Raw genomic sequence first — 21,955 nt, forward strand, 5'->3', positions numbered from 1 at the left:
CAAAAGGCATCTAGTTGTTTGAAAGTTGGACTCGATTTCGATCAGTTCGGCGTCGACCACGCCCTGGATGCACCGCAGAAAACTAAGCGGTAGGGCGAAGAGAGAAAGGTCGACGGACGCCGGAGATCATAGGAGCTGTCAAGCATGGCGACAAGAGTCGCCCAAGCGAATTCATTTCGTTATCTGCTCATTTTATTTCGCAGTTGTTGTTTCCGGAGGTTCTGCCAGCACCAGTGATGGACGTCTGTGCCCAGGTGAGCCGCTATCCTTGAGGGCAAACAGCGCCAGAATGTCGTTGCCGCTGCGGGAATGACTGCGAAACTGCAGTGGGGTCATTCCCTGATGCTGCTTGAACTTGTCGCAGAAATAGGCCGGGCTGTGAAACCCGGACAGCTTGCTGACCCGGCTGACCGGGAAGTCGGTGAAGGTCAAATAGTTGAGAGCCACCCCCATGCGCACTTCCAGCAATAACTTACTGAAACTGTAGCCTTCCTGTTGCAAGTGACGCCTGAGTGTGGCCGGGCTGGTATACAGACGGGCGGCGACTTGTTCCAGGGTCCATTTATGACCGGGATCTGTCATGATCAGGCGTGCCAGCGCTCTTTCCCTGGGTTCGTCATATTTGACTCTGAGGGTATTGAACAGATCGACTCCGGCGGCCAGTATCGCCTTGAGGATAAAATACTGACATTGGCGTAGCAGACAGGGGGCCTGGGGGGTTGGGCTCACCAGTTCATGGGTGAGCCGCAGCAGTTCAAAGTTGTCTCTGGCGGCATCCGGCGTATTCAGGGCGTAGCGGCGATAGTGACCATCTGTCTGACACTGGCCTGGCAGATAGTCGACGGCCAACTCTTCCAGCAAAGTTTCATCCAGCGTCAGCGTTTGTAGCGTCAGCGGTTGCTGCGCCGCTTCTATATGACAGGAGATGTGGGCAAAACGGGGAATGATCAGCAGAGTATCCTGGTTCACGTTCAGTCGCTCACCATTGATACTGACCCAGCCATGAGCGGAGTGCAGACGCACCAAAAGCGCGTTATCTATATAAAATTCGCGCAGTTCTAAATGTCTGGATGAGTCGATATGTCGGTATTGCATCGTGAGTCTTGCCCGGGATGAATGCCTGTATTATAACCTGAGCCGGCTTGTCACAAAGCCGGGCAGAATAAAATCCGCTCTCCAGGCTTCAGTCGCGGCTGTCTTTGGGGGCTTGAAACTCGGTCAGGCTCATATCGGCGTGCAGTACGGCTATCCGCTTGGGGGCGCCGTTTTCTGCCAGTTCCAGGAGGCCGATACCGCTTTGGTTGACCAGGCGCTTGCTGGGGGCTCCATTGGGGCGGCGGCCGCGGATCGACATGCGTTTGCGTTTGGTCAGCAGATTGAGCGGCGAGAAATGACCATAGAGCCAGCCGTTGAGCTTATCAAATACAGGCAGCAGCTTTTCCGGAAACTGATTTTTGATGCCGCTGGCGGTGATCTGGTAGATGTTGGGACTGGCACGGCGAAAGCGGATCCCTATGTCATAAGCAAAGGAGTAGTGCACATCGCCGGAGAGGATCACAAACTCCTGCGGGGTACGTCTGTGCATGAAGATCGACAGCAGGGCGTTGGCGGCGCCAGGGTGCGCCATCCAGTTTTCGGCATCCACCAGCAGCGAAGCTCCGATCAGGGTGGCCGTGCGCTGCACCGCCTCAATCAGCTTGACCCCGAAAATCGGTGCCGCCGACACTATGATGACCTTATCCTGCCCCAGCAGTGCCTGCTGCAGATCCATCAACGCCTCCCAATCCATCAATCCGGAAGGCTTGGCCAGGTTGGATTCGCTGCGCCAGCGGCGGGTACGGGTATCCAGTACCACCATTCTGGGCTGAGTATCCAGGGTGTAGTGCCAGTTTTCACACTTGAGCAGCTTGTCTATCAGGGCATCCTGGCGCTCGCTGTCGGCCAGATAGAGGCCGCTCAGCTCTTCGAAAAAGTCGGTAAACCTCTTGGGTTGATTGCCAAGGGCCTGAAACAGGGTGTAACCCAGCAAGGCATTGCCTATGATGCGCTTGGAGAAGGCGTGACCATAGGCGGCCTCTTCCCAGCGGGCGGTCAGGTTCCAGTCGTCGGTGATGTCATGATCGTCGAAGATCATATAGGTGGGCAGATGCGCCAAAAGGCGCCTGACCTTGCTAAGGCCCGCCTTGAACTCCAACAGATGTTGCCACTGGGTCTGCCACTCCTGTGCCCGTTTGCCGGTCAGCCCGGGTAACTGCTGCGGCAGTTCCAGTTGCTGCCACAGTTCCGGTGACCAGATCAGCAGATACAGGGCAGTGACTTCGGCGAAGCTCAGCAGATGGTTTTCAGCCATCGAAGAGGTGAATATGGGGTGATTGATATACCAGCGCCAGATGAAGGTTTTGCCCGGATATTGGGTACGGGGCAAGAGCTGTTTCGGCCTTTGGTAGAGAGAGTCTGGACCATAGTCTATCTGTGTCGAGTCCTTGAGCGGGGCGTCACTAAAGCTTTCCTGTTTCAGTCCCAGCAATGCGATTACCTGGGCAATGGCCACCAGGGTGGGGCCAGCCACATCATCGACATAGAGCTGATCGCCGCTTAGCATCAACAGCGCCGGGCGCTCGGCCGGGGCATTGTTCTGTTCCAGCAGAGTATCGGCCGCCACCAGTGCATCGCCGCTGTGATGATGCGGGTTGCGACAGGAGCCGTGCAGCAAACGATCCAGCCCGGGCTGCAGCACCAGTTCGGGAGTGGATTTGCCCGGATAACATAGGCCGTCGATACCGGCGAACAGATACTTACCATCGGCATCTTCCAGGCTATAACCCACGGCTTGCCCTTGGGGCAGCAATCCGGGAACCTCCAGATGCAGCAGATACTGCCAGGCATGTTCGCCCAGTTGCACTCGGTGCACTTGTTCTTCATTCAGCGGTAAGGGCGCCGACTTGTGACTCAACTTAAGCGTCAATTTTGGGCTCAACGGTTTGCTGCTGACCCACCAGAGGGTGAAATGGTCCCGGTCGCAGTGACGCAATATCGGGCCGGCCAAGATCAGCGGCAAGGAAGAGGAAGTGGTCATCGGCGGATTTTGCAGCCTCTCAGGAATGAAAAAGGGTGAATCCACAGGGTAAACAAGTGCTTTGGCTTTGAAAAGCCCCTAGAATGTGAAGCCTTGTTAATGTGTTGCAAAAATGTCAATGGCAGGTGTTTCCAATTTTGAGTCTTGGAATTTCAAGGCGGGCTTACCATGGATGCCGGTCTGATACTTTTGCCAGATTGGGATGAGTGATTCATGAAAAAAGTGTTGCTGGGGATGGATGGGCTGTTTGGCCGAACCGGCGGCCTGGCGGCGGCGGATCAGCTGGCGTTGCTGAGAGGATTAGGGCTGATATTGCAGCTGGGGCTGACTCTGTTTGGCAGTGATGCCTTTGGCCTGACGCCACAACCCGAACCCTTGACGTGGATCCTGGGGCTTGAAAGCGCCTATCTGGCCCTGACCCTGTGGCTGCGCCATCCCCTCTATCGTCAGAGTGCCGGTATCTTCATCGCCCTGTTGCTGGATACCCTGTTCTGGATCTCCTGGTTATGGTTTTCCGGTGGCGCCACCAATGCCTTTATTTCGTTGTTGCTGGTGCCGATTGCGCTGGCGGCGGTCACCTTACCCGCCTGGGGCAGTTGGAGCCTGGCGGCGCTGTCGACCCTGGCCTATAGCCTGATGATCTTAAGCCTGCCGGAAGGTCATGTGCGCCATCACGGCATGGATATGAGCTCACACTTTCTGGGGATGTGGCTCAATTTTGTGGTGTCGGCATTGGTGTTGACTACCAGTGTCGCCTTGATAAGCCGCCGTCTGCGGCGTCAGGATACTGAGCTCGGTTGGCTGAGGGAAAATCAGCTGCGGCAAGAACAGCTGTTGGCGCTGGGCACGGCTTCGGCGCAGATGGCACACCAGTTGGCGACTCCACTAGCCAGTCTCAGATTATTGTTGGACGAAGTCATGGAAGAGGGCGCAGATAGGGAGGCACTCGAACAGATGGGCCAGGCTCTGGCCCGCTGTGAGGTTACACTCAATGAGCTTCGGAATGCCACTGAATCGATTCGAGAGCGCCGTCGTCAGCTCATCAGTTTAGATGACCTGGGACACAACATGCGCCAACAGCTGATGCTGCTGATGCCCGAGGTGGATTTTAGCCTTACCCTGCCCGCTGGCCTGACTGAACGTGAAATTATCACAGATGCCAGCTTGTTACCGGCTTTACTGGCGCTGGTGGATAACGCCGCCAAGGCTAGCCTCGGTAATATCAATGTACCTAAAGTTGAAATCGGTTTTGAAGCTGCCACTGAGACCCAACTGGAGATCCGCATCAAGGATTATGGTCGCGGCATAGAGGCGCATCTCTTGGGGGAACTCGGGCTGATGCCGGTGGCGAGCCGCACCGGCATGGGGGTTGCCGTACTATTGAGCCACGCCAGCCTAGAAAGGTTAGGTGGTCAATTGATCCTCCAAAACGGCCCCCAGGGTTGTGAAGCGCGCGTCAGTCTGCCCTTACAGCCTCTCGCTGCCACTGTGGGAAAACCGGCATGAAGCGACTGTTGATCATTGAAGATGACTTGGCATTGGCTGCCATTTTGAAACGGCGCATGCAGAGGTACGGTTTTGAATGCTGCCATGCCGAAGAGGCCAGTCAAGCGTTGCTCAGCGCCCGCAGTTGGCAGCCGAGCCATGTATTGCTGGATATGAAGTTGGCGCAAAGCAATGGCCTAAATCTGATTGTGCCGCTGCGAGCCAGCCTGCCCAAGGCCTGTATCGTGCTGCTCACAGGCTTTGCCAGTATCGCCACTGCGGTAGAGGCGGTCAAACTGGGGGCCGATAACTATCTGGCCAAGCCGGCCGATACCCAGACCCTTCTGGCGGCGCTTCATGTCGACCCCGAGCCTAACATTGTCCAGCCGTTGCCGGACGAAACCCCGTTACACCCCAAGCGGTTGGAGTGGGAACACATTCAGCAGGTACTCAATGCTAATAAGGGGAATGTTTCGGCCACCGCTCGCCAGTTGGGGATGCACAGACGTACTTTGCAACGCAAGTTGGCCAAGAAACCTGTTGCCTAAAAAAATCCCGGCCTTTCGAGACGAGAAAAGGCCGGGCAGGTTCAATAGCAGTGGATATCTCTAAGGCCTGCGGGAGCACGAAGAGGATGAACCCGGAAGTGGGCGTCAGTCAGGACTCCCTTAAAAACGGTACTCGCCCATGACCCAGGCGTTGAGACCGGGTTGTGGCAAACGCTCGCCTACCGCAATATCACCGCCCATCACCCGGTTATAACCGGCGAGATGGTCGACATATTCTCTGTCCAGCAGGTTGTCTACCCCAAGCTTGAGCATAAAGCTGTCACCGCGGTAACCGGCCGCCATATTGACTAAGCCATAGCCTGCAGTTTCCTGCTCCAGCTGAGTGGCCGAGACCTTGTCCTGGGCGGCAACCGCTACTGTCTCCAGGCGGGCAAACCAGCTGCCTTGATCCCAGTTGAGGCCCAGGGTCAGGTTGGGCGGGGCGATACGGTAGAGTTTGTCTTCCACGTCGCGGCGTTCGCCATAGGTATAGGCCGCCTGCAGATCCAGACTCCACTGTTCATGCAGTTGCCAGCGGGCGTTGACATCCATGCCGTAGAGCAGGGCATCGGTATTGCTGAACACCAAGGTGTTGGCGTCTCCGGCGGCGATAATGGCCGGGTCATCCGTGGGGAGGCCCTGGATATAGTTGTCGATCCTTTGGACAAATACCCTAGGGGTCAGACTGAAATCCTGGCGGTGTAAATCCAGTCCCAGTTCCAGCTGCCAAGCGGTTTCCAGATCTAAGTCCATCTGGCCCACATAGGTACGGCCATCGGCCAGCCCGCCGGTGGATTGCATCGGCACCCATAGGTAACGCTGTTGGTAGCTGGCACTGGCCTGTTTGCGCGCCAGGCCGATAATGGCATCCAGCTCATTGTCGATTTCAAAGCGGCCGTTGATCACCAAGTCCAGCCCGGTATCGTTTTGGCTGCGATCGGCCTGGTTGAATCTGTCCATCAGGGTCTTGATTGCCGGTTTCATGGCCGCCATAGAGTGGTTCACGGCATCGGCATCAAACCTGTAGTGTTTTACCCGGCTGCCCAGTTGCCAGCTCCAGCGGCCAAACTCCTGCTGCCATTGGGCGTAGAGGCTGTAAACGCTGTCGTTGACACCGTTGAAGTTATCCACCTGGAATTTGCTGTTGCTCGGATCTGTGATTAGGGTGTCATGCTCGGCCTGACGCCAGTCAAAGCCAAATTCCCAGCTATCTTTGGCAAGTTGCCAATGGCCATCGAAACTCTTGGAGTCGGCTATGGTATAACGCGGTGCCACAGTGGGCTTTTTCATCCGCAGGCTGAAGTTGTCCATGCCGTGGCGGGCATCGCTGTAGCCCAGGTGCCAGCGCATCTGCCAATCGGCCAGCAGGTGCTCGCCACTGAGTTTGAATCTGTCGGTGCGGATATAGCCGATATCCATCGGCAGTGCCGGGGTGGCGGCATCTGTGGTTTCCAAATGTTGGAATGAGAAGGCTATCGACTCGTCATCGGCGCTGCTGTCGGCCAGGTTGAATCTGTATTCACCACCGAATACCTGTTTGTCGTAGACGCCTGGCAATAAGGGGTGGTTGTCGCCACTCTCGGGCACATCATTGCCCTTGAACATGTCGCCATACAGCATGAGCGCTTGGCGCTCGCCGCCGAAATTACTCTTGACGCCGATGCGGCTCTGCTCGCCATTGTGCTGGTATTGGCCGCTGACCAGACCGCTGAATTCATCGAAACGCGCCTGAGATTCCACGACCCGGATGCTGCCACCCAGGGTATCGACGCCGCTGGCTACCGGGGCTATGCCGCGATCCAGTTCTAACTGCTCGGTGATCACCGGCACGGCATAACTCAGCGGGGTATCCATGGCATTGGGGCCGGCTCCGGCCATGCTCATGCCGCCGACCTGGGTTTCCACTCTGTCACCGAAAAGGCCACGATACTGAGCTATGCCGGTCAGCGGGCCGTTGCTGTTAACGTTGGCGCCGGGAAGAGATCTTAGTAAGCCGCTGATGTCGGCCTTGGGAGACGCCGTTTCGGGTGAGGTATGCAGTACGCTGCTCTGTACACTGCCGCGTACTACCAGCACTTCCATGGGAGAATCACTGGCCTGGACAGAGGTGCCAAGGCCGAGAATAGGCAATAAAGCCAAATATAGAGTCGAAGGATAAAAGCGCATATCTTATTGATTTTGGTTGTTTTGAAGGAGGCCCATTCTGTGCCTGATAACCAAGCTGGGCAAAGGTAAACAGCCAAAGTGCGACAAGCTGTCGCACCTGCATCATTATCTCTAAGTGGTTTTATCTGTGTTGGGGGGAGCCAAGAGGACGGCTCTCATTTGGGCCGCTATTATGCCAGCGGAGTGAACTTGATCAGTTCGGCAATGCTGTGGACACCGAGCCGCTTCATGATCTTGGCGCGATGCACTTCTATAGTACGTAGTGACAGGTAGAGGGCCTCGGACATCTGTTTGTTGGTCATCCCTTGCACCAAGAGCTGCAATACCTGCTGCTCACGTTCGGTTAGGGTGGCGTATTTCTGCTGTAGCTGTTGCTGTTCATGGGTCTTGAGGCTGTAGTCGAACGCCTTTTCGATGGCCGCAGCCAGTGCCTTGCCGGCAACGGGTTTCTGGAAAAAGTCGCAGGCTCCCTGGCGGAAGGCGTTGACCGCCATGGGGAGATCGCCATGACCGGTAAGAAAGATGATCCCCAGCGGGCTGTTGGCTTCTAGCAGTTTTTGCTGTACCTGCTCTCCCGTGAGCTCCGGCATGCGGCTATCGAGAATGACACAACCCGGCCCCGTCAGCTTGGCGTTATTGAGAAACTCCTGGCCACAGGCAAAGGCTTGCAGTTGGTAACCAAATTGGCTGAGCATAAAACTGAGCGAGTCACGGACGGCAGCATCATCGTCCACCAGATAAAGTACGGTGTCAGTTACATTTGTCACTAAGATTTCTCACTGGGGTGAATAAGCCAATCCTAATCTTTGTTGTATCTGGGCTCAAACCTGGTTGCTGGCTTTTAGAGCCAGATCACTGAGGTATTGACCGACATTTGCCCTCCATCAAGTTATTCTTTTGCTGGCTGTATTAGCTTATCTTCATGGATGAAAGGGGAGTGGGAATGGCCAAAATATTAATCTTGATACTGTTGTTGGGAGCCGGGTGTGCTTCGGCTTCGGCGCAACTGTATGAACCGGCGACCGATGCCGAAATGGGTGACGAACCCATAGAGGCTGTGTTTCGGGTCGGAGTCTTGGCCAACCATGGGGTCGCTCAAGCCAAAGAGAGATGGCGTCCCATGATGCGTTATCTGAGCCAACAGCTGCCCGGTAATCGCTTTGAAGTTGTGCCACTGACATTTACGCAGATGAATCAGCAACTGCTGGAGCACAGGATCCACTTCATTGTGACCAACCCGGGACAGTATTTAAGTCTCAGCAGCCAGTTGCCCCTGTCGTGGCTGGCCACCATGCGCAGTCGCAAACATCAGGGCACCACCTTCGCCATCAGTTCGGCGATCATAGTGCGGGCCGACAGCCCGGTGCGCAACATTGAAGAGTTGCGTGGCGCCACTGTGGTGGCCAGCGATCCTCAGGCGCTGGGAGGATATCAGGCGACGGTAGGCTTGCTGAATAAGCGCGGCTTTGCCGCCAAACGTTTCTTCGGCGAGGTGCGTTTTTTGGGGTTCCCGTTGGAACCTCTGGTTTATCAGGTGCGTGACCGCACTGTCGATGCCGCCATTACCCCTTTCTGTACTTTGGAAGAGATGGTGGAAACCGGTTTGGTCGAGCGGGAAGACTATCGGGTGATCAACGGCGTTAAGCCCGAGGGTTATGACTGCGAGACCAGCAGCGCCCTCTATCCCAACTGGTCGTTTGCCGCCTCTGACCTAGTGCCCAGCCATATTACCCAGGCAGTGACTCTGGCATTGTTTGATCTGCCCTATGACTCTGAAGCCGCAATTCAGGCAGATATTATGGGGTGGACCGCCCCCATCAGTCAGCTCAAGGTGATTAAGTTGTATGAAGAGCTGGAGTTACATGGCGGTCCGCCACCACTCTATGAAGCCGCTATCGACTGGGTGCGTAAGAACCAGGAGTGGGGCGGCGTCTTGTTGTTATTGTTCCTGATCTCGACGCTCTATCACCTATGGCTGGAATACAAGTTTCGTCAGAAGAGTGAATACCTGTTGGCGGCAGAGCGGCAACTGCGGGAAAAGGCACTGCAACTGGAGCGAATACAGAGTGCTGCCATATTGGGTGAAATCGGTGCTGGGTTGGCGCACGAACTCAACCAACCCATAGCCGCCATTACTCAATACAGTGAGGGCGCCATGATGGTGTTAGAGCAGCGCGCCGCCAGCGGTTGCGGTGAGCGTGCCGATGCCATGCGCGAGGTGCTGACCAAGATCAACAACCAGTCTATCCGCGCTGGAGCTGTGGTACATCGCATTCGTGGCTTATTGCGTCGGCGCCGTGCAGAGCCGGAACTGATCGAGATTGAGCACTTGCTCAAAGATGCGCTGGCACTGTTCCAACGTCCCATAGAGCAACAGCATATTGAGCTCAAAATCAGTCATCATGGGACGGCACGCCCCTTGTTGGGAGATGCGGTAGGCCTGAGCCAAATGCTGGTCAATCTATTGAAAAATGCCATCGATGCCTTGGAAGGGGTGGCGGGCAAGCGGGAAATTCAGGTGGCGATCGACTACGAGTCTCCCCCCCCATCAACTGCTGCCAAGGGAGAGTGGTTACTGCTGGAGTTATTGGATTCCGGCGCTGGACTCAGTGCCTCGGCAGAAGAGCTCATCGCCTCTTTTGCAACGACCAAGGAGGATGGATTGGGATTGGGACTGGCCATCTGCCGCGATGTAGTGACTCAGCATAATGGCCACCTTGAACTGGAAAACCGCCGCGATTGCCGCGGTTGTCGGGTGCGGGTCTGGTTGCCCTTGGCAGAGGCATTGCCTGCCGAGTGAGGCAATGCCTTGTGAGCAATGCTTGGGTGTTAGCGCAGCGCGCTCAGGGTTTGCCACTGGCGGCGGCCGAATTCCAGCACCACACCTACTGCCAGACCGGCGGCGGCATTGACGGCCAGGCTCACCACGGCGGTCGCCAGGATAACAAAGATACAGAAAGGCTTGCCGTCCAAGAGGCGTTTGGACCAGGCCAACTGCAAGCCGGCGGTGGACAGCAGACTACCGAGAATAGCCAGCGGAATAAGGCTCAGCAGCCAGGCCACGTTTTCCCCCCAGGAGAGGGCTATTAGCAGGCAACTGCCGCCGAAGATCAGCGGCGCCCACAGATGGCGGGCACCGAAATGGTATTGCACCGCCAATCCACCGGCACCGTGGCACATGGCCGAAGCACCGAAGGGACTCAGCAGCAGATTGGCCAGGCCAGAGCTAGTGGCAAGTGCCTTGGGGCTGAAACGCTGGCTGTCTTCGGGGAACTTCTCTTTGGCCATCACTGAGGTGGCGATAACGGCATTGGTCAAAGTCAACGCCAGTTGTGGCAGCACCAATAGGGTCGCTGCGGCGCCCCAGTCATTTAACTCGGGCCAGCTCAAGTGCCAAGGCGTGTTGTTGAACACAAAGCCGCTGTCGCTGCCGCCTTGTTGGTATTGCCACAGCATGCCGAGGGCGATCACCAAGGGCATGGCCAGATAGCGCAGCGGGATAAAGCGGGCAAAGAAGATCAGTGCGAAGGCGCCGAATCCCAGCACAGGCTCGTCGGCCATCATCTTGAAACCCATCCATAACAGCTGAAGCCCTATGGCCAGTTGGATACCGACACTGACAGCCTGGGATATTTGCCGCGACAGCCAACTGATGGCGCCGGAGGCCGCCAGTACCAGCAGTATTACTCCCATCAGCATGGCGCTGGCTTGCATCATGCCCGGTGTCAGTCCCTGGGCGATGACTAGGGCGGCAATCACCTTCATGGGTTGTACGGGAATGGGGCGGCGATAAAATAGGGCGGTGGCGATGGCAAAGAGACCGAAACCGAGAAAAATGCCTTGGGGAGAAAACTGATTCAGGGCGATCAGCCCAAGTACTAGAGGGAGGAAGGTTCCCAGATCGGCGAAGGCGCCGCTAAGCTCTCCCAGGGAGCGGTTTAATGAGGAAAAAGTCTTGCCGTTTGTTGTCATTGCACTTGCCACAGAAAAGGATGCCCAGACAACGCAAGAAAAATGCCATTTTTTACCGCGAGTTGCATCATCAATGACCCGAATTTACCGCCATAGTCTAATTTAGTGTAGCGCCGCTTGGACACTTTGACCTGGAACTGGGTCTAAATGTCTTTTTGGGCTCAGTGATTTTATGACTTTATTGGGGGTGGGGATGTTAAGAGTGACCGGCTCCCGGGAGGTGGGAGATGCGGGAGCCGGCCTTCAGGACTTACCTGAATCGGATCAGCGGGCGTGGCGAGCGCCGCCTTTGTGCTTCATGGGATCGCCCTCATAGCCCAGCGCCTGCCAGTCGAGGCGGTCACCGCCGTTGTGGCAGTCGGCGCACTTGAGCGCTTCGCTCTTGGGCGAGACCATGTGGTTGATACGCCACCACATTTCGGTTTGGGCAAAGCCGTACTGACCGCTGTAGCTGATGCCCTTGGCCTGCATGGGCTCGCTTGCGGCCATCCCTAAGCGAATCGCCTTATCCCAGTCAAACTCAGACCAGAAACCGCCCTTGCCATAGGTCTTGGGATTGAGCAGCACCTTATTGACCTTGTCGTACACCTGCTTGCCTGTGTGCACCTTGAAGGGGTAGATCTTCGCCTTGGGATCCTGAATGTCACCCAGGGGGAAGGTCAGACGGGTGACCTGCTCTGGATCCATTTTGTCACCGGCCATATAGGCATCGGCGCGGCCGTTGTACCAGGCGTAGCTGGGCTTGACCATCTTGCCCCAAACGAAGCTGCCCTTTTTCTTGGCGTAGCTGTGACGACCATATTGATCCAGGCTCTCTTCCCTGTCTTCACCGGCAGTTGACCAGTCCCAGTGCAGCTTGGTGGGCTCATGGCGGGCAAAGAAGGGGATGTGGCAGGTCTGACAGGCCACAGTGGCCGCGTGCTTGTTCAGCTGTTTGTTGCCGTGTGGCGCACTGTCGTGGCAATTGTCACAGCCGATATGATCTTCACCGCCGGGGGACACCCCCATGGCGTTACCGCTGATCATATGTTTCTGGGTGGTGTGGCAGTCCTGACACTGGAAGTCATTGCCATCGCTGTCCATATGCACATCCGTGGCCTTGTCCGGGTAGGCCATGGAAGAGTCGAGGTCGCCATGCTTGACCGCATCTCCGCCGCCACCGTAGAAGTGGCAGCTGCCGCAGTTATCCCGCACCGGCTTGCCGACATTCTGGGCGACCCGCAGCAGATCCACTGTCTTGAATACCTCTCCGGCCGCGACGGGATCTTTAACATAGGTGCCCGTGGTGTCATGGCACACCAAGCAGTCCACCTTGGTCTTGTCCTTGAAGTCGAAGTTGTTGTCTTTCCAGCCGTAACCGGCATGGCAGCCGGTACAGCGCGGCTCGTTACCGGCAATGGAAACACAGAAGTTGTTGATGGAGTTTTTCTTGCCCCGTTTGACTGTACGTCCGGGCAGTTTCTGCTCCAGTTCCCAGGTCCAGTGGGATGACAGCATAAAGTCATCGGCATCCTTTTCATGGCACTCAAGACAGGCCTGGGTCACTTCCGAGCCTGTGTTGAAGGGGCCCTTGAGCACCTCTTTGTGGGGGCCGCCGGCCTGGGCCTGGCTCAGGAGGCCGAGCCAGAGTGCCGTGGCTATAAATGGCAGATAAAATGTTTTCATCTGTGTTCCTCCCTAGAAATTCACAGTCAGTGAGGCGTTGATATCCAGCGCCGTATCCACCACGGGCAATAACGAATAGGCGCTGCCGTCCAGCACTTCATCCACCTTCACAGGTGCACCCACGGGCGTGCCCGAGCCAGTGTATTCATAGTCGTAGTAGAGCCCCGCCAACTTGATAAACATCCTGGGATTGATATCGAAGATGTAGTAGGCCTCGGCCACATGGCCGCGGGTGGCCAGTTTGCTGCCGACCGGGTCGTCCTGGGCCTGGGTGAAGGGCGTCCAGTACTTGGATCCATAGTTGTATTCCAGACCGAACTTGCCGTAAGGCGCCGGGATCTGCATGCCGATATAGATGCCGTAACCATCGTGGGAGGCATCGGACTCGGCGCTGGATGGCACCAGCAGCAGTTCATCGCCACTGCTGTTGAGTTCTGCCTGGAACACGGCATCGGTCAACATGCCGCCGAACATGCCGGCGTTGCCGTTGCTCTCGCCGCGGGTCCAGCCGAAGGAGGCAAACAGCTTGAGATCGTCATCGGACTCATAGGCATAGCCCAGGCCGCCCAGGTACATGTCGCCTATGACCCCGCTGGGTTGCACCCGGGTAACAAAGTTGAAGTTGTCGAATTTCTGCAGATCACTGTAGAGGGTGGGAGCGAAAATCCCGGCCAACTCGTTGGGGAAGGCCATGGTGCCCTTGAAGCCGTCGTTGATATCCCGCGCGGCAAACAGGGTCAGTTGCAGGAAGTGGTTACCATCGTTGATCACATCAATGTTGAAACCGCCCAGATGGGTGTCCTTGCTGACGGTATCGCCATAGAGCTCGCCATTGCCCCATTGGGACTCAAAGCCCTGACCGTAACAGAAACGCACCACTTGGCCTTCTATCCCGGTGAGCTCTCCAAGCTTGTAGCCCAGAGTGGCGCCGTCAAAGTTGAAGTTGACCAGGTGTCCGGAAGGGGTGCCGCCACGTTTCTCATTTTCCCGGTAGTGGCTCGGCGGACCATAGGTGGAGGGGCGACGGCCGACAGACAGATAAAACTCGCTGCCGCCGATGTTTTTCCAGTCAAAGTAGGCGCGCTCGACCCGCAGCCAGTCGCCACTAGGGTTGCCTGAGTTGGTGCCGTCCATGGTGAAAGAGCGCCAGGAATCAAACACCTGCACACCGGTAGAATCGCCCCAGTCCTTGAACATGGTCAGGCGTCCGGCAAAGCTGACGTTGTCCCACACCTTGGCCTTGAGATCGAGCCGCAGCCGAGTGGTGTAGAAGATGTCATTGTCTATGTCACCACTGCGATAAGGCGCCAGCACATAGGGCATAACGCCCTGCAGTTGTCCCTGGGCAAAGGCGTTGGCCAGCTCAGGGTTGGCGGCCATCATCTTGCCAAGGGGCGAGGTGGGATCCATGGGGTTGCCCAGTTCGCCGGCCATGGCTTTGGCGCCGAAGTCGTTGAAGTCCATCTTGATCGCCGGATGCCAGGTGACATTGCCATAGTGCAGCGAGTGGGCTCGAGTGCGAAAGTCACCGCTGATCTCCAGTCGATCGAGCGCCGTGTGCCGCTCTGTCTTGTCCACCCGGCTGTTGAGTATATCCAGCTCTTCGGTGATCTCCTGTAGTTGCTGTTTAAGCTCGCGGATCTTGGTGCTGTCATCCAGTTCTCCGGCCTGGAGCTGGGGGCTGCCCAGCAGAGCCAAACCCAGTGCCTGGGCCACCGCCAGTGCGATAAGAGTACGCATAGTAGATTCTCCTGACCGGCCTTGCCGGTCGTTTTCAGGCAGCAAGCGGCCCTGGGGTAACCCCATACTTGGCTTACTGACTGTTAATGAGTTAAGTGATTACGCGCTATCAACCGCAGGTCTGGGGTTGATCCGAGTCGGCGGCATGGTCGTACAGGAACTGTTGAATATCCTTGAGTTCCTGCTCAGTTAAAGGCTGAAACGCCTCGGGTTTGGCTTTGTGTTTGTCTCTGGCGAAGAATCTGTCCCATTGGCTCATGGTCTTGCTCATGGGAGTCAGTTCGCCGCCTATGCCTGCTTTGCTGTGACACTCTTTACAGACTTTCTTGTACAGGTGTTTGCCTTTCTTGGGGTTGCCGCCGTCGGCTGCGGTGGCGCCTGTGGCCAATGCACAGGCTAAAAGCAGAAGGCCGAGTTTGCTGCTGGTGTTCATCATCTATTCCTCTGGGTGACCGCCCGCTCCGTTAATGGGCTGTTATTTTTGGTGTCCATTCGGTTATTAATTTAACAACTCGGGAGTTTTTCAGCTTTGAACTGGATCACTTTCATGAAATAAATCTAATTGATAAAAATTTCATTGAAATTAATCTAATGTAAGTGTGGTAGTTTTTATTTAACAATGTGATTTATAACAGTTTTGTTTTTGTTCTCTGACAAGAGTAACAACAAGAAAGGCGTAAATTTTAGCTGTGATCTGCTTAACAATTGTGAATATTTGTCATCTGTTCACTTGTGAATGTAAATTTTTTTGATGTTTTTGAGTCTAAAAATATCGGCTCAAGCCAAGGGCGATTGCCTTCACATTTTTAAGGACTTTCAAAAGTGTTTACCGTGCCTGGATCACACTCATCCTCGCTATGTGGTTTACCACAATACCCACACTAATTTAATGGGTAAACAATAGGTTCAAGCCGCGGTAGTCAAGCGGTATCCAATACAAACAATAACCTGTGTGAGCGACCTTTCCCTAAGGGGAGAGGATGGAGGTAAACCATGATAGAGCTTGATCGGCGCACCTTTCTGAAAGGGGCTGGAGCCGGAGGGGCAACCTGTGCCCTGGCCGGGGTTCTGCCCGGTTCACTGGCGGCTTTGGGGCATGGCCCTTTGACCGGCAGTGCCACTGAAATTGCCAGTATGTGTGAGATGTGTTCGACCCGTTGCCCGATTTCGGCGCGGATAATCGACGGCAAAAACGTCTTTATTTCTGGTAACAAAGAAGCCAAATCATTCGGCGGTAAGGTTTGTGCCCGTGGCGGCGCCGGCCTTAGCCTATTGTACGATCCACAAAGGATCGTTAAACCACTCAAGCGCGTTGGTGAACGCGGTGAAGGCAAGTGGGCCGAAATCAGCTGGCAGGAAGCCTATCAAACCATCGCCAGCAAGCTGAATCAAATCAAGGCCGATCACGGCCCTGAAGCCGTGGCATTTTCCTCCAAGTCAGGCTCGCTGTCCGGACACCTGTTCTATTTGGGGCAGGCTTATGGCAGCCCCAACTCCTTTACCCATAACACCACTTGCCCGGGCGGTTATGTGGTCGCCGCCAAGGCGATGTTCGGTACCAAGGTGAAGCGGGATCTCTCCAACTCTAAGTACATCATCAACTTCGGTCATAACCTCTATGAGGGGATCAATATGTCCGAGACCCGTGGCCTGATGAAGGCTCAGGCCGACAAAGGCGCCAAGTTGGTGGTGTTTGAACCCAGATTCTCGGTCGTGGCCGATAAGGCCGATGAGTGGTATGCCATTCGTCCCGGCTCGGATGTGGCCGTAGCCCTGGCGCTGTGCCATGTGTTGATTGCCGACAACCTCTATGACAAGGCTTTTATCGAGCGTTATGTCGTAGGTTTTGAAGAGTTTGCCGCCGAGGTCAAGGCTTATACTCCTGAGTGGGCCGAGAAAATTTCCGATGTGCCCGCCGCCGACATTCGTCGTATTGCCCACGAGTATGCTGCTGCTGCGCCTCATGCCGTGGTCGACTTTGGCCACAGATCTACCTTTACCCCGGAAGAGTTCGATATGCGCCGGGCGCTGTATGCCGCCAACGTGCTGATCGGTAACCTGGAACGCAAGGGTGGCCTCTACATGGGCAAGAAGGCGGGTGGTTACAACAAGTTTGCCGGTGAAGCCGTGGCCCCTGAGCTGGGCAAGCCGGGAGTCAAACTGCCCAAGCCGCAAGCCAAACGCATCGACCAGATGGATGAGCAGTTTGCCATGGCTTGGTCCGGTGGTGGTATCTATCAGTCAATCATAGATGCGACTCTGGAAGCCAAGCCTTACCAACTGCGCGCCTGGGTCATGAGCCGCACTAACCCGATGCAGACCATGACCGACCGTGCCAAGGTGGTTGAGAGCCTGAAGAAATTGGAGTTTGTGGTTTCCTGTGATGTTTACATCAGTGAAACCGCCGCCTGGGCCGACATCATACTGCCCGAGTGTACTTACCTGGAGCGGGATGAAGAAGTCGCCGACAAGTCCGGCAAGAACCCGGCCTACTACCTGCGTCAGCAAGTGGTGGATGTGATTGGTGATGCCAAGCCTTCCTGGCAAATCTTCCGTGAACTGGGCATAGAGATGGGCTTGGAGCAGTACTATCCCTGGGAAAACATGGAAACCCTGCAATTCCTGCAGGTGAATAAAGACGCCCAGCTGCTGCAGCATATCAAGGACAAGGGTTTTGTCAGCTACGGCAAACCGCTGATGCTGCGTGAACCCAAGATGGTAGCCGACTTTGTCGCCGCCTACCCCAACGCCAGAGCCATGGATGAAGACGGTACTTACGGCAGCGCGCTCAAGTTCAAGACCCCCAGCGGTAAGATTGAACTGACCTCCGCCAAGGTGGAAGGCATGGCGCCTGGACGCGGCACTATCGCCTATCGTGAAGTGACCCTGAAACAGCCGGACGAGCTCTACTTTATTCAGGGCAAGGTGGCGGTGCATACCAATGGCGCGACCCACAATGTGCCTATGCTGGCCAACCTAATGTCCGACAACGCCGTTTGGATCCACCCTGACACAGCCGCCAAGCATGGCATTGAGAATGGGGATGCCATTCGCCTCACGTCCAGTGTCGGTAGTGAAGAGGGTCATGCGCTGGTGACCAAGGGTATACGTCCCGACACTGTGTTCGCCTACATGGGCTTTGGCTCCAAGAACAAGGAGCTGGCACGGGCGACCGGCAAAGGTGTGCACTGCGGTAACCTGCTGCCCAACGTGACTGCACCTGTGTGCGGTATGAACGTACACACCACAGGTGTGAAGCTGGAAAAGGCATAAGGGGAGGCGAAGATGACTAAAAGATATGTGATGGTGCACGACGAGAATAAGTGCATCGGCTGTCAGGCCTGTAACGTCGCCTGCCGCAGCGAAAATGGTGTACCTGAGAGCGTAACCCGCCTGCAGGTACGGGTAGAAGGCCCATTTGGTGATGCGCCGCATCTGCACTTCAAGTATCACAGGGTTTCCTGTCAGCAGTGTGAAGATGCTCCTTGCGTCAAGGTTTGTCCTACTGGGGCGGCCTATGTGGGCGAGGACGGCATTATTTCCATCAAGGCGGAGAAGTGTGTCGGCTGTATGTACTGTGTGGCGGCCTGCCCCTACAAAGTGCGTTTTATGAACCCGGAAACCAAGGTGGCCGACAAGTGCAACTTCTGTAAGGACACCCGTCTGGCGCGCGGCGAACAACCCGCCTGTGTGACCGTATGTCCTACCGATGCCCTGGTGTTTGGTGATGCCAACGAGGCCGGTAGCGAGGTGGCGACTCTGCTCAACACCCGCGTGACTTATCAGGACAAGACCCATCTGGGGACTAAACCCAGAATCTACCGTATTCCTGTCAAGAGAGGGGGGATCCAATCATGAACAATACTTGGGGCGATATGACACAATACGACCCTGTAACCTGGAACTGGGTCATTGCGGTTTACCTCTTCTTGGCTGGGTTATCGGCGGGCAGTCTGCTGATTGGGATCGGGCTGCGTTGGGTACAAAACAAGACAGAGGGGGATAGCGGCCTTCTCAAGGCGGCAGCCTTGATAGCTCCCGTGGCCATCTGTCTGGGGATGGTGTGTCTGGTATTCGACCTGACCAAACCGTTCCACTTCTGGCTGATCCTGATCAACTACAACCTGACCTCCGTGATGTCCATCGGGGTGTTGGCGCTGCTGGCCTATATTCCGCTGACCTTTGCTTATGCGCTGGTCGTGCTGAAAGATGATCTCGGTAACTGGGGCTTGGGCTTCCTTAAAGGGATTGCAGAATCACTGACTGGCCTGCGCAAGACCATGGAAGTGCTGCTGTTTGTGCTGGCGATTGTCGTGGGGGCCTATACCGGCTTCCTGATCTCCGCCATGAATGCCTATCCCATGCTGAACACTGCCGTATTACCGGCGCTGTTCCTGGTGTCCGGCTTGTCGGCCGGTGCGGCCGCCAATGCGGTAGTGGCGCTGCTGCTGTTCAAGACAGACAAGCACTGCCCGCAGCTGGGACGGATGCACGGCCTGGAACTGCCCATAATGGCGGCAGAGATCCTGTTCCTGTTCATGCTGTTCTGCGCGCTCTACTTCAAGGGCGGTGCCGCCGCCGCGGCGCTGGCATCATTGACAAGTGGCGTCTGGGCCAGCGTGTTCTGGATTGGGGTTGTGGGTATAGGTTTTGGTATCCCGCTGCTTTCCATGTTGTTGCTGCCGGCGAGTACTCGCCACACCAAGGGCGCCATGCTGGCGGTAGCCTGCTGCAGCCTGACCGGGGTGCTGGCACTTAGACACTTCATTCTCTATGCAGGTCAGAGCTATCTTGGTTAACAAGCACCTCTGAACCTGTTTTGCCTCAGCCCGTATCATTTGATACGGGCTTTTTTGTGTTTGATGTCATAGTTTCATCGAGATTTGGACTATCTTTAACCCAGATAACCGCTTGTGTCAGGTTATAGATAAAAACAAGAGGGTGATGAGATGAAACTGAGTCTGTTGACACTGCTTACCACGGGGCTTGCCAGTACGCTGACGCTGGCAGCGCAAGATGTTTATGAGGCCCGCTCCGATGCCATGGGCGGCGTTGCTGTGGCGGCCGGTAATCGTGAGGCGGCGGCCTTTTCCAATCCGGCACTGCTGGCTTTGCCCTCGCGCCGCAGCAGTGACTTCAGTTTACTCATTCCTACCATAGGCGCCGATGGCGCCGATAAAGATCAGATGATCGATAAGTTTGACGCCCTGCAGGATAACTATGACGCTCTGGTCAATGCCATAGACGCCGCCGACACAGCGGCTATCGATGACTACCGAAAGCGCCTCAGTGGTGACTTGCAATCGCTGCAGGGCAATAGCGCCTACGTTAGTGCCGGTATCAATATGGCGTTGGTCATGCCCTCGGATGGTTTTAGCTATGCCTTTGTGTTCAAGAGTTATCTCGATGCTCTGGGGATAGCCGAAATCGCCGCTGCAGATATTGATACCCTGGATAATCTGGATCCCAATAACCCGCCGGAAATCCAAGATTTGACCTCCCAGGGGCGAGTGGTAGCCGGGGCGGTTTCCGAGCTCGGGGTTGCCGTGAGCTATCCGCTATCTATCGTCAACATGCCGGTGACAGTGGGAGTCACTCCCAAGCTGCAACGGCTGGATAGTTTCAACTATGCCGTCAGCGCCAATAACTTCGATGCCGATGACTTCAACGACGATGATTATCGTAGTGATGATTCAGGCTTTAACCTGGATCTTGGCCTGGCATTCCAGCCATTGGATGGTTTGGTTATCGGTGTCAGCGGTCGTAACCTCATCAAACGGGACTTAAGCAGCATAGAGGCCGGCGGCGTGCAGCTTACCTATCAGGTGAAACCTATGGTTACCGCCGGGGTGGCCTATGACTGGGCGGCTTTTTCGCTCAGCAGCGACTTGGATCTTACCGACAACGACAAGTTTGCCGAGCTTGAGGGCAGCCGCTATTGGCGTTTAGGCGGTGAATACCGGCCTACCGACTGGGTTGCTTTGCGGCTCGGTTATCGCCAGGATCTCAATGATCACAGCGCCGATCTCTACTCACTCGGGACAGGGTTCGCCATAGGCAACAGCTTCCGGCTGGATCTCACCGGTATGTTTGGCAGTGACGATGCCATAGGCGGCGTACTGCAAACCAGCTATCACTTCTAACAGCGATTTAATCGTTGATGAGCGCCAGGGTTGACTTGATAGTCAGCAACAGGGCGCTCAGGGTGCATAGCGCCAAGGTTAAGCTGCGGGTCTTCTCTTTATCCACCCGGCCCACCAAACGGCCAGCGACCAGAAAACCAATAAATACCGCAGGCAGCAGCAACAGCGATAGCCACAGATGCTTTAGGGTCAAGAGGCCAAAACAGCCGAGAATGATCAAGGCTATCAAGGAGCTGAAGATGAAGAAGGCTGACAGCGCTGCGCGGAACTGACTGGCATCCTTACCCGCCAGCAGCAGAGCCATAGGTGGTCCACCTATGGCCGCCACGGTACCGAAGATCCCGGAAAATACCCCGGCAATAAACAGGCTGAGGCGGTTGATCTTAATGCTGTATTTTCTGAAGCTGAGAAATACGGCCACGGCCACAATCAGGGCTATGGTCAAGCCCATAATCGGTTGCGGTGCAAGCAACAACAGGGTGGCACCAATCAGGCCGCCGGGGAGTCGTCCCAGCAAGGCATATTGCAAGCCGTTGAATTCCAGGTGGCCGCGTTCGCGTATCAAGGTCAACAGGGCGATAGAAAATCCCATCACAATCACAGGGACGGGAACCAGTTCCGGATCGACGATATACAGCAAAGGTGTGGCTACCACGGCCAGGCCAAAGCCTATCAGCGACTGGGTCAGGGCGCCGGTAAATATGATCAGGGATGCCAGCAACAGGGTGACGGGATCTATCAATGACAGCATTCGCAAGCTCCCAAAAGAAAAGGATCGCGCAGCGATCCTTGTTCAACAATAAGATAATTCAGAGGAATAAGACACTTATTCCATGTCTTCCCATTCAATGCCCATGGCATCCATCATGCGTTTGGCTTCTTCCGGGATGCTGTCGGGTTTGTCTTTGGACAAATCCTCATCATTGGGCAGTGGCTGGCCGGTATAGGCATGCAGGAAGGCTTCGCACAACAGTTCGCTGTTTGTGGCGTGCCGCAGGTTGTTTACCTGGCGCCGGGTGCGCTCATCGGTCAATACTTTCAGTACCTTCAACGGAATAGAGACAGTGATTTTTTTCACTTGCTCATTCTTCTTGCCGTGTTCGGCATAAGGGCTGATGTATTCGCCATTCCATTCAGTCATTGATTCACCTGTGATCTCA

17 protein-coding genes are annotated in these 21,955 nt (G+C 55.7%); 7 read left to right on the forward strand and 10 right to left on the reverse strand.

Annotated features, from left to right (window positions below; all coding sequences use genetic code 11):
- Positions 1 to 192: 192 nt before the first annotated feature.
- Together CBE72_RS14945 and CBE72_RS14950 are read right to left on the reverse strand one after the other, a co-directional pair.
- A complete protein-coding gene (locus tag CBE72_RS14945; protein ID WP_100144617.1) occupies positions 193 to 1,095 on the reverse strand; it encodes a helix-turn-helix transcriptional regulator in 903 nt (300 codons plus the stop codon).
- 88 nt (positions 1,096 to 1,183) lie between these two features.
- Complete coding sequence (locus tag CBE72_RS14950) at positions 1,184 to 3,076, reverse strand: alkaline phosphatase D family protein (RefSeq protein WP_100144619.1); 1,893 nt, start codon at positions 3,074 to 3,076, stop codon at positions 1,184 to 1,186.
- A 213-nt stretch (positions 3,077 to 3,289) separates the two neighbouring features.
- On the opposite strand from CBE72_RS14950, the gene CBE72_RS14955 reads away from it, so the two are divergent.
- Together CBE72_RS14955 and CBE72_RS14960 are read left to right on the forward strand one after the other, a co-directional pair.
- On the forward strand, positions 3,290 to 4,582 hold the full coding sequence (locus CBE72_RS14955) for a sensor histidine kinase (protein ID WP_373289263.1): 1,293 nt from the start codon (positions 3,290 to 3,292) through the stop codon (positions 4,580 to 4,582).
- Complete coding sequence (locus CBE72_RS14960) at positions 4,579 to 5,109, forward strand: response regulator transcription factor (RefSeq protein WP_100144621.1); 531 nt, start codon at positions 4,579 to 4,581, stop codon at positions 5,107 to 5,109. The genes CBE72_RS14955 and CBE72_RS14960 overlap by 4 nt, the downstream gene beginning before the upstream one ends.
- Before the next feature lie 120 nt (positions 5,110 to 5,229).
- Here CBE72_RS14960 and CBE72_RS14965 read toward each other — a convergent pair whose 3' ends face one another.
- Complete coding sequence (locus CBE72_RS14965) at positions 5,230 to 7,275, reverse strand: TonB-dependent receptor (RefSeq protein WP_100144623.1); 2,046 nt, start codon at positions 7,273 to 7,275, stop codon at positions 5,230 to 5,232.
- Between the two features lie 170 nt (positions 7,276 to 7,445).
- The gene (locus tag CBE72_RS14970; RefSeq protein ID WP_268239857.1) at positions 7,446 to 8,042 is read right to left on the reverse strand and encodes a response regulator transcription factor; all 597 of its coding nucleotides are present in this window, start codon (positions 8,040 to 8,042) and stop codon (positions 7,446 to 7,448) included.
- A 266-nt stretch (positions 8,043 to 8,308) separates the two neighbouring features.
- On the opposite strand from CBE72_RS14970, the gene CBE72_RS14975 reads away from it, so the two are divergent.
- Entirely contained in the window at positions 8,309 to 10,075 is a 1,767-nt protein-coding gene (locus CBE72_RS14975; protein ID WP_100144931.1) for a sensor histidine kinase, read from the forward strand.
- A gap of 29 nt (positions 10,076 to 10,104) precedes the next feature.
- Here CBE72_RS14975 and CBE72_RS14980 read toward each other — a convergent pair whose 3' ends face one another.
- The 4 genes from CBE72_RS14980 to CBE72_RS14995 form a co-directional block, all read right to left on the reverse strand.
- The gene (locus CBE72_RS14980) at positions 10,105 to 11,247 is read right to left on the reverse strand and encodes a putative sulfate/molybdate transporter (RefSeq protein ID WP_100144624.1); all 1,143 of its coding nucleotides are present in this window, start codon (positions 11,245 to 11,247) and stop codon (positions 10,105 to 10,107) included.
- 264 nt (positions 11,248 to 11,511) lie between these two features.
- The gene (locus tag CBE72_RS14985) at positions 11,512 to 12,912 is read right to left on the reverse strand and encodes a tetrathionate reductase family octaheme c-type cytochrome (protein WP_100144626.1); all 1,401 of its coding nucleotides are present in this window, start codon (positions 12,910 to 12,912) and stop codon (positions 11,512 to 11,514) included.
- A gap of 12 nt (positions 12,913 to 12,924) precedes the next feature.
- Positions 12,925 to 14,652: a DUF3373 domain-containing protein gene (locus CBE72_RS14990; RefSeq protein ID WP_100144628.1), complete on the reverse strand. Its 1,728-nt coding sequence runs from the start codon at positions 14,650 to 14,652 to the stop codon at positions 12,925 to 12,927.
- 109 nt (positions 14,653 to 14,761) lie between these two features.
- Complete coding sequence (locus CBE72_RS14995; protein WP_025010197.1) at positions 14,762 to 15,088, reverse strand: c-type cytochrome; 327 nt, start codon at positions 15,086 to 15,088, stop codon at positions 14,762 to 14,764.
- A 557-nt stretch (positions 15,089 to 15,645) separates the two neighbouring features.
- Between CBE72_RS14995 and phsA the strand changes: the two genes are divergently transcribed.
- From phsA to CBE72_RS15015, 4 genes are all read left to right on the forward strand, one after another.
- Positions 15,646 to 17,925: a thiosulfate reductase PhsA gene (gene phsA, locus CBE72_RS15000; RefSeq protein ID WP_100144630.1), complete on the forward strand. Its 2,280-nt coding sequence runs from the start codon at positions 15,646 to 15,648 to the stop codon at positions 17,923 to 17,925.
- 12 nt (positions 17,926 to 17,937) lie between these two features.
- Entirely contained in the window at positions 17,938 to 18,510 is a 573-nt protein-coding gene (locus tag CBE72_RS15005) for a 4Fe-4S dicluster domain-containing protein (protein ID WP_039033542.1), read from the forward strand.
- Positions 18,507 to 19,451, forward strand: a complete 945-nt coding sequence (nrfD, locus tag CBE72_RS15010) for an NrfD/PsrC family molybdoenzyme membrane anchor subunit (protein ID WP_100144632.1) — start codon at positions 18,507 to 18,509, stop codon at positions 19,449 to 19,451. The genes CBE72_RS15005 and nrfD overlap by 4 nt, the downstream gene beginning before the upstream one ends.
- 150 nt (positions 19,452 to 19,601) lie before the next feature.
- A complete protein-coding gene (locus CBE72_RS15015; RefSeq protein WP_100144634.1) occupies positions 19,602 to 20,795 on the forward strand; it encodes a conjugal transfer protein TraF in 1,194 nt (397 codons plus the stop codon).
- 7 nt (positions 20,796 to 20,802) lie between these two features.
- On the opposite strand, the gene CBE72_RS15020 is transcribed toward CBE72_RS15015, so the two are convergent.
- Together CBE72_RS15020 and metJ are read right to left on the reverse strand one after the other, a co-directional pair.
- A complete protein-coding gene (locus CBE72_RS15020) occupies positions 20,803 to 21,546 on the reverse strand; it encodes a sulfite exporter TauE/SafE family protein (protein WP_100144636.1) in 744 nt (247 codons plus the stop codon).
- A 75-nt stretch (positions 21,547 to 21,621) separates the two neighbouring features.
- A complete protein-coding gene (gene metJ, locus CBE72_RS15025; RefSeq protein ID WP_039033538.1) occupies positions 21,622 to 21,936 on the reverse strand; it encodes a met regulon transcriptional regulator MetJ in 315 nt (104 codons plus the stop codon).
- Positions 21,937 to 21,955 lie beyond the last annotated feature (19 nt).

The organism is Shewanella carassii (assembly GCF_002777975.1).
Taxonomy (GTDB): Bacteria; Pseudomonadota; Gammaproteobacteria; order Enterobacterales; family Shewanellaceae; genus Shewanella; species Shewanella carassii.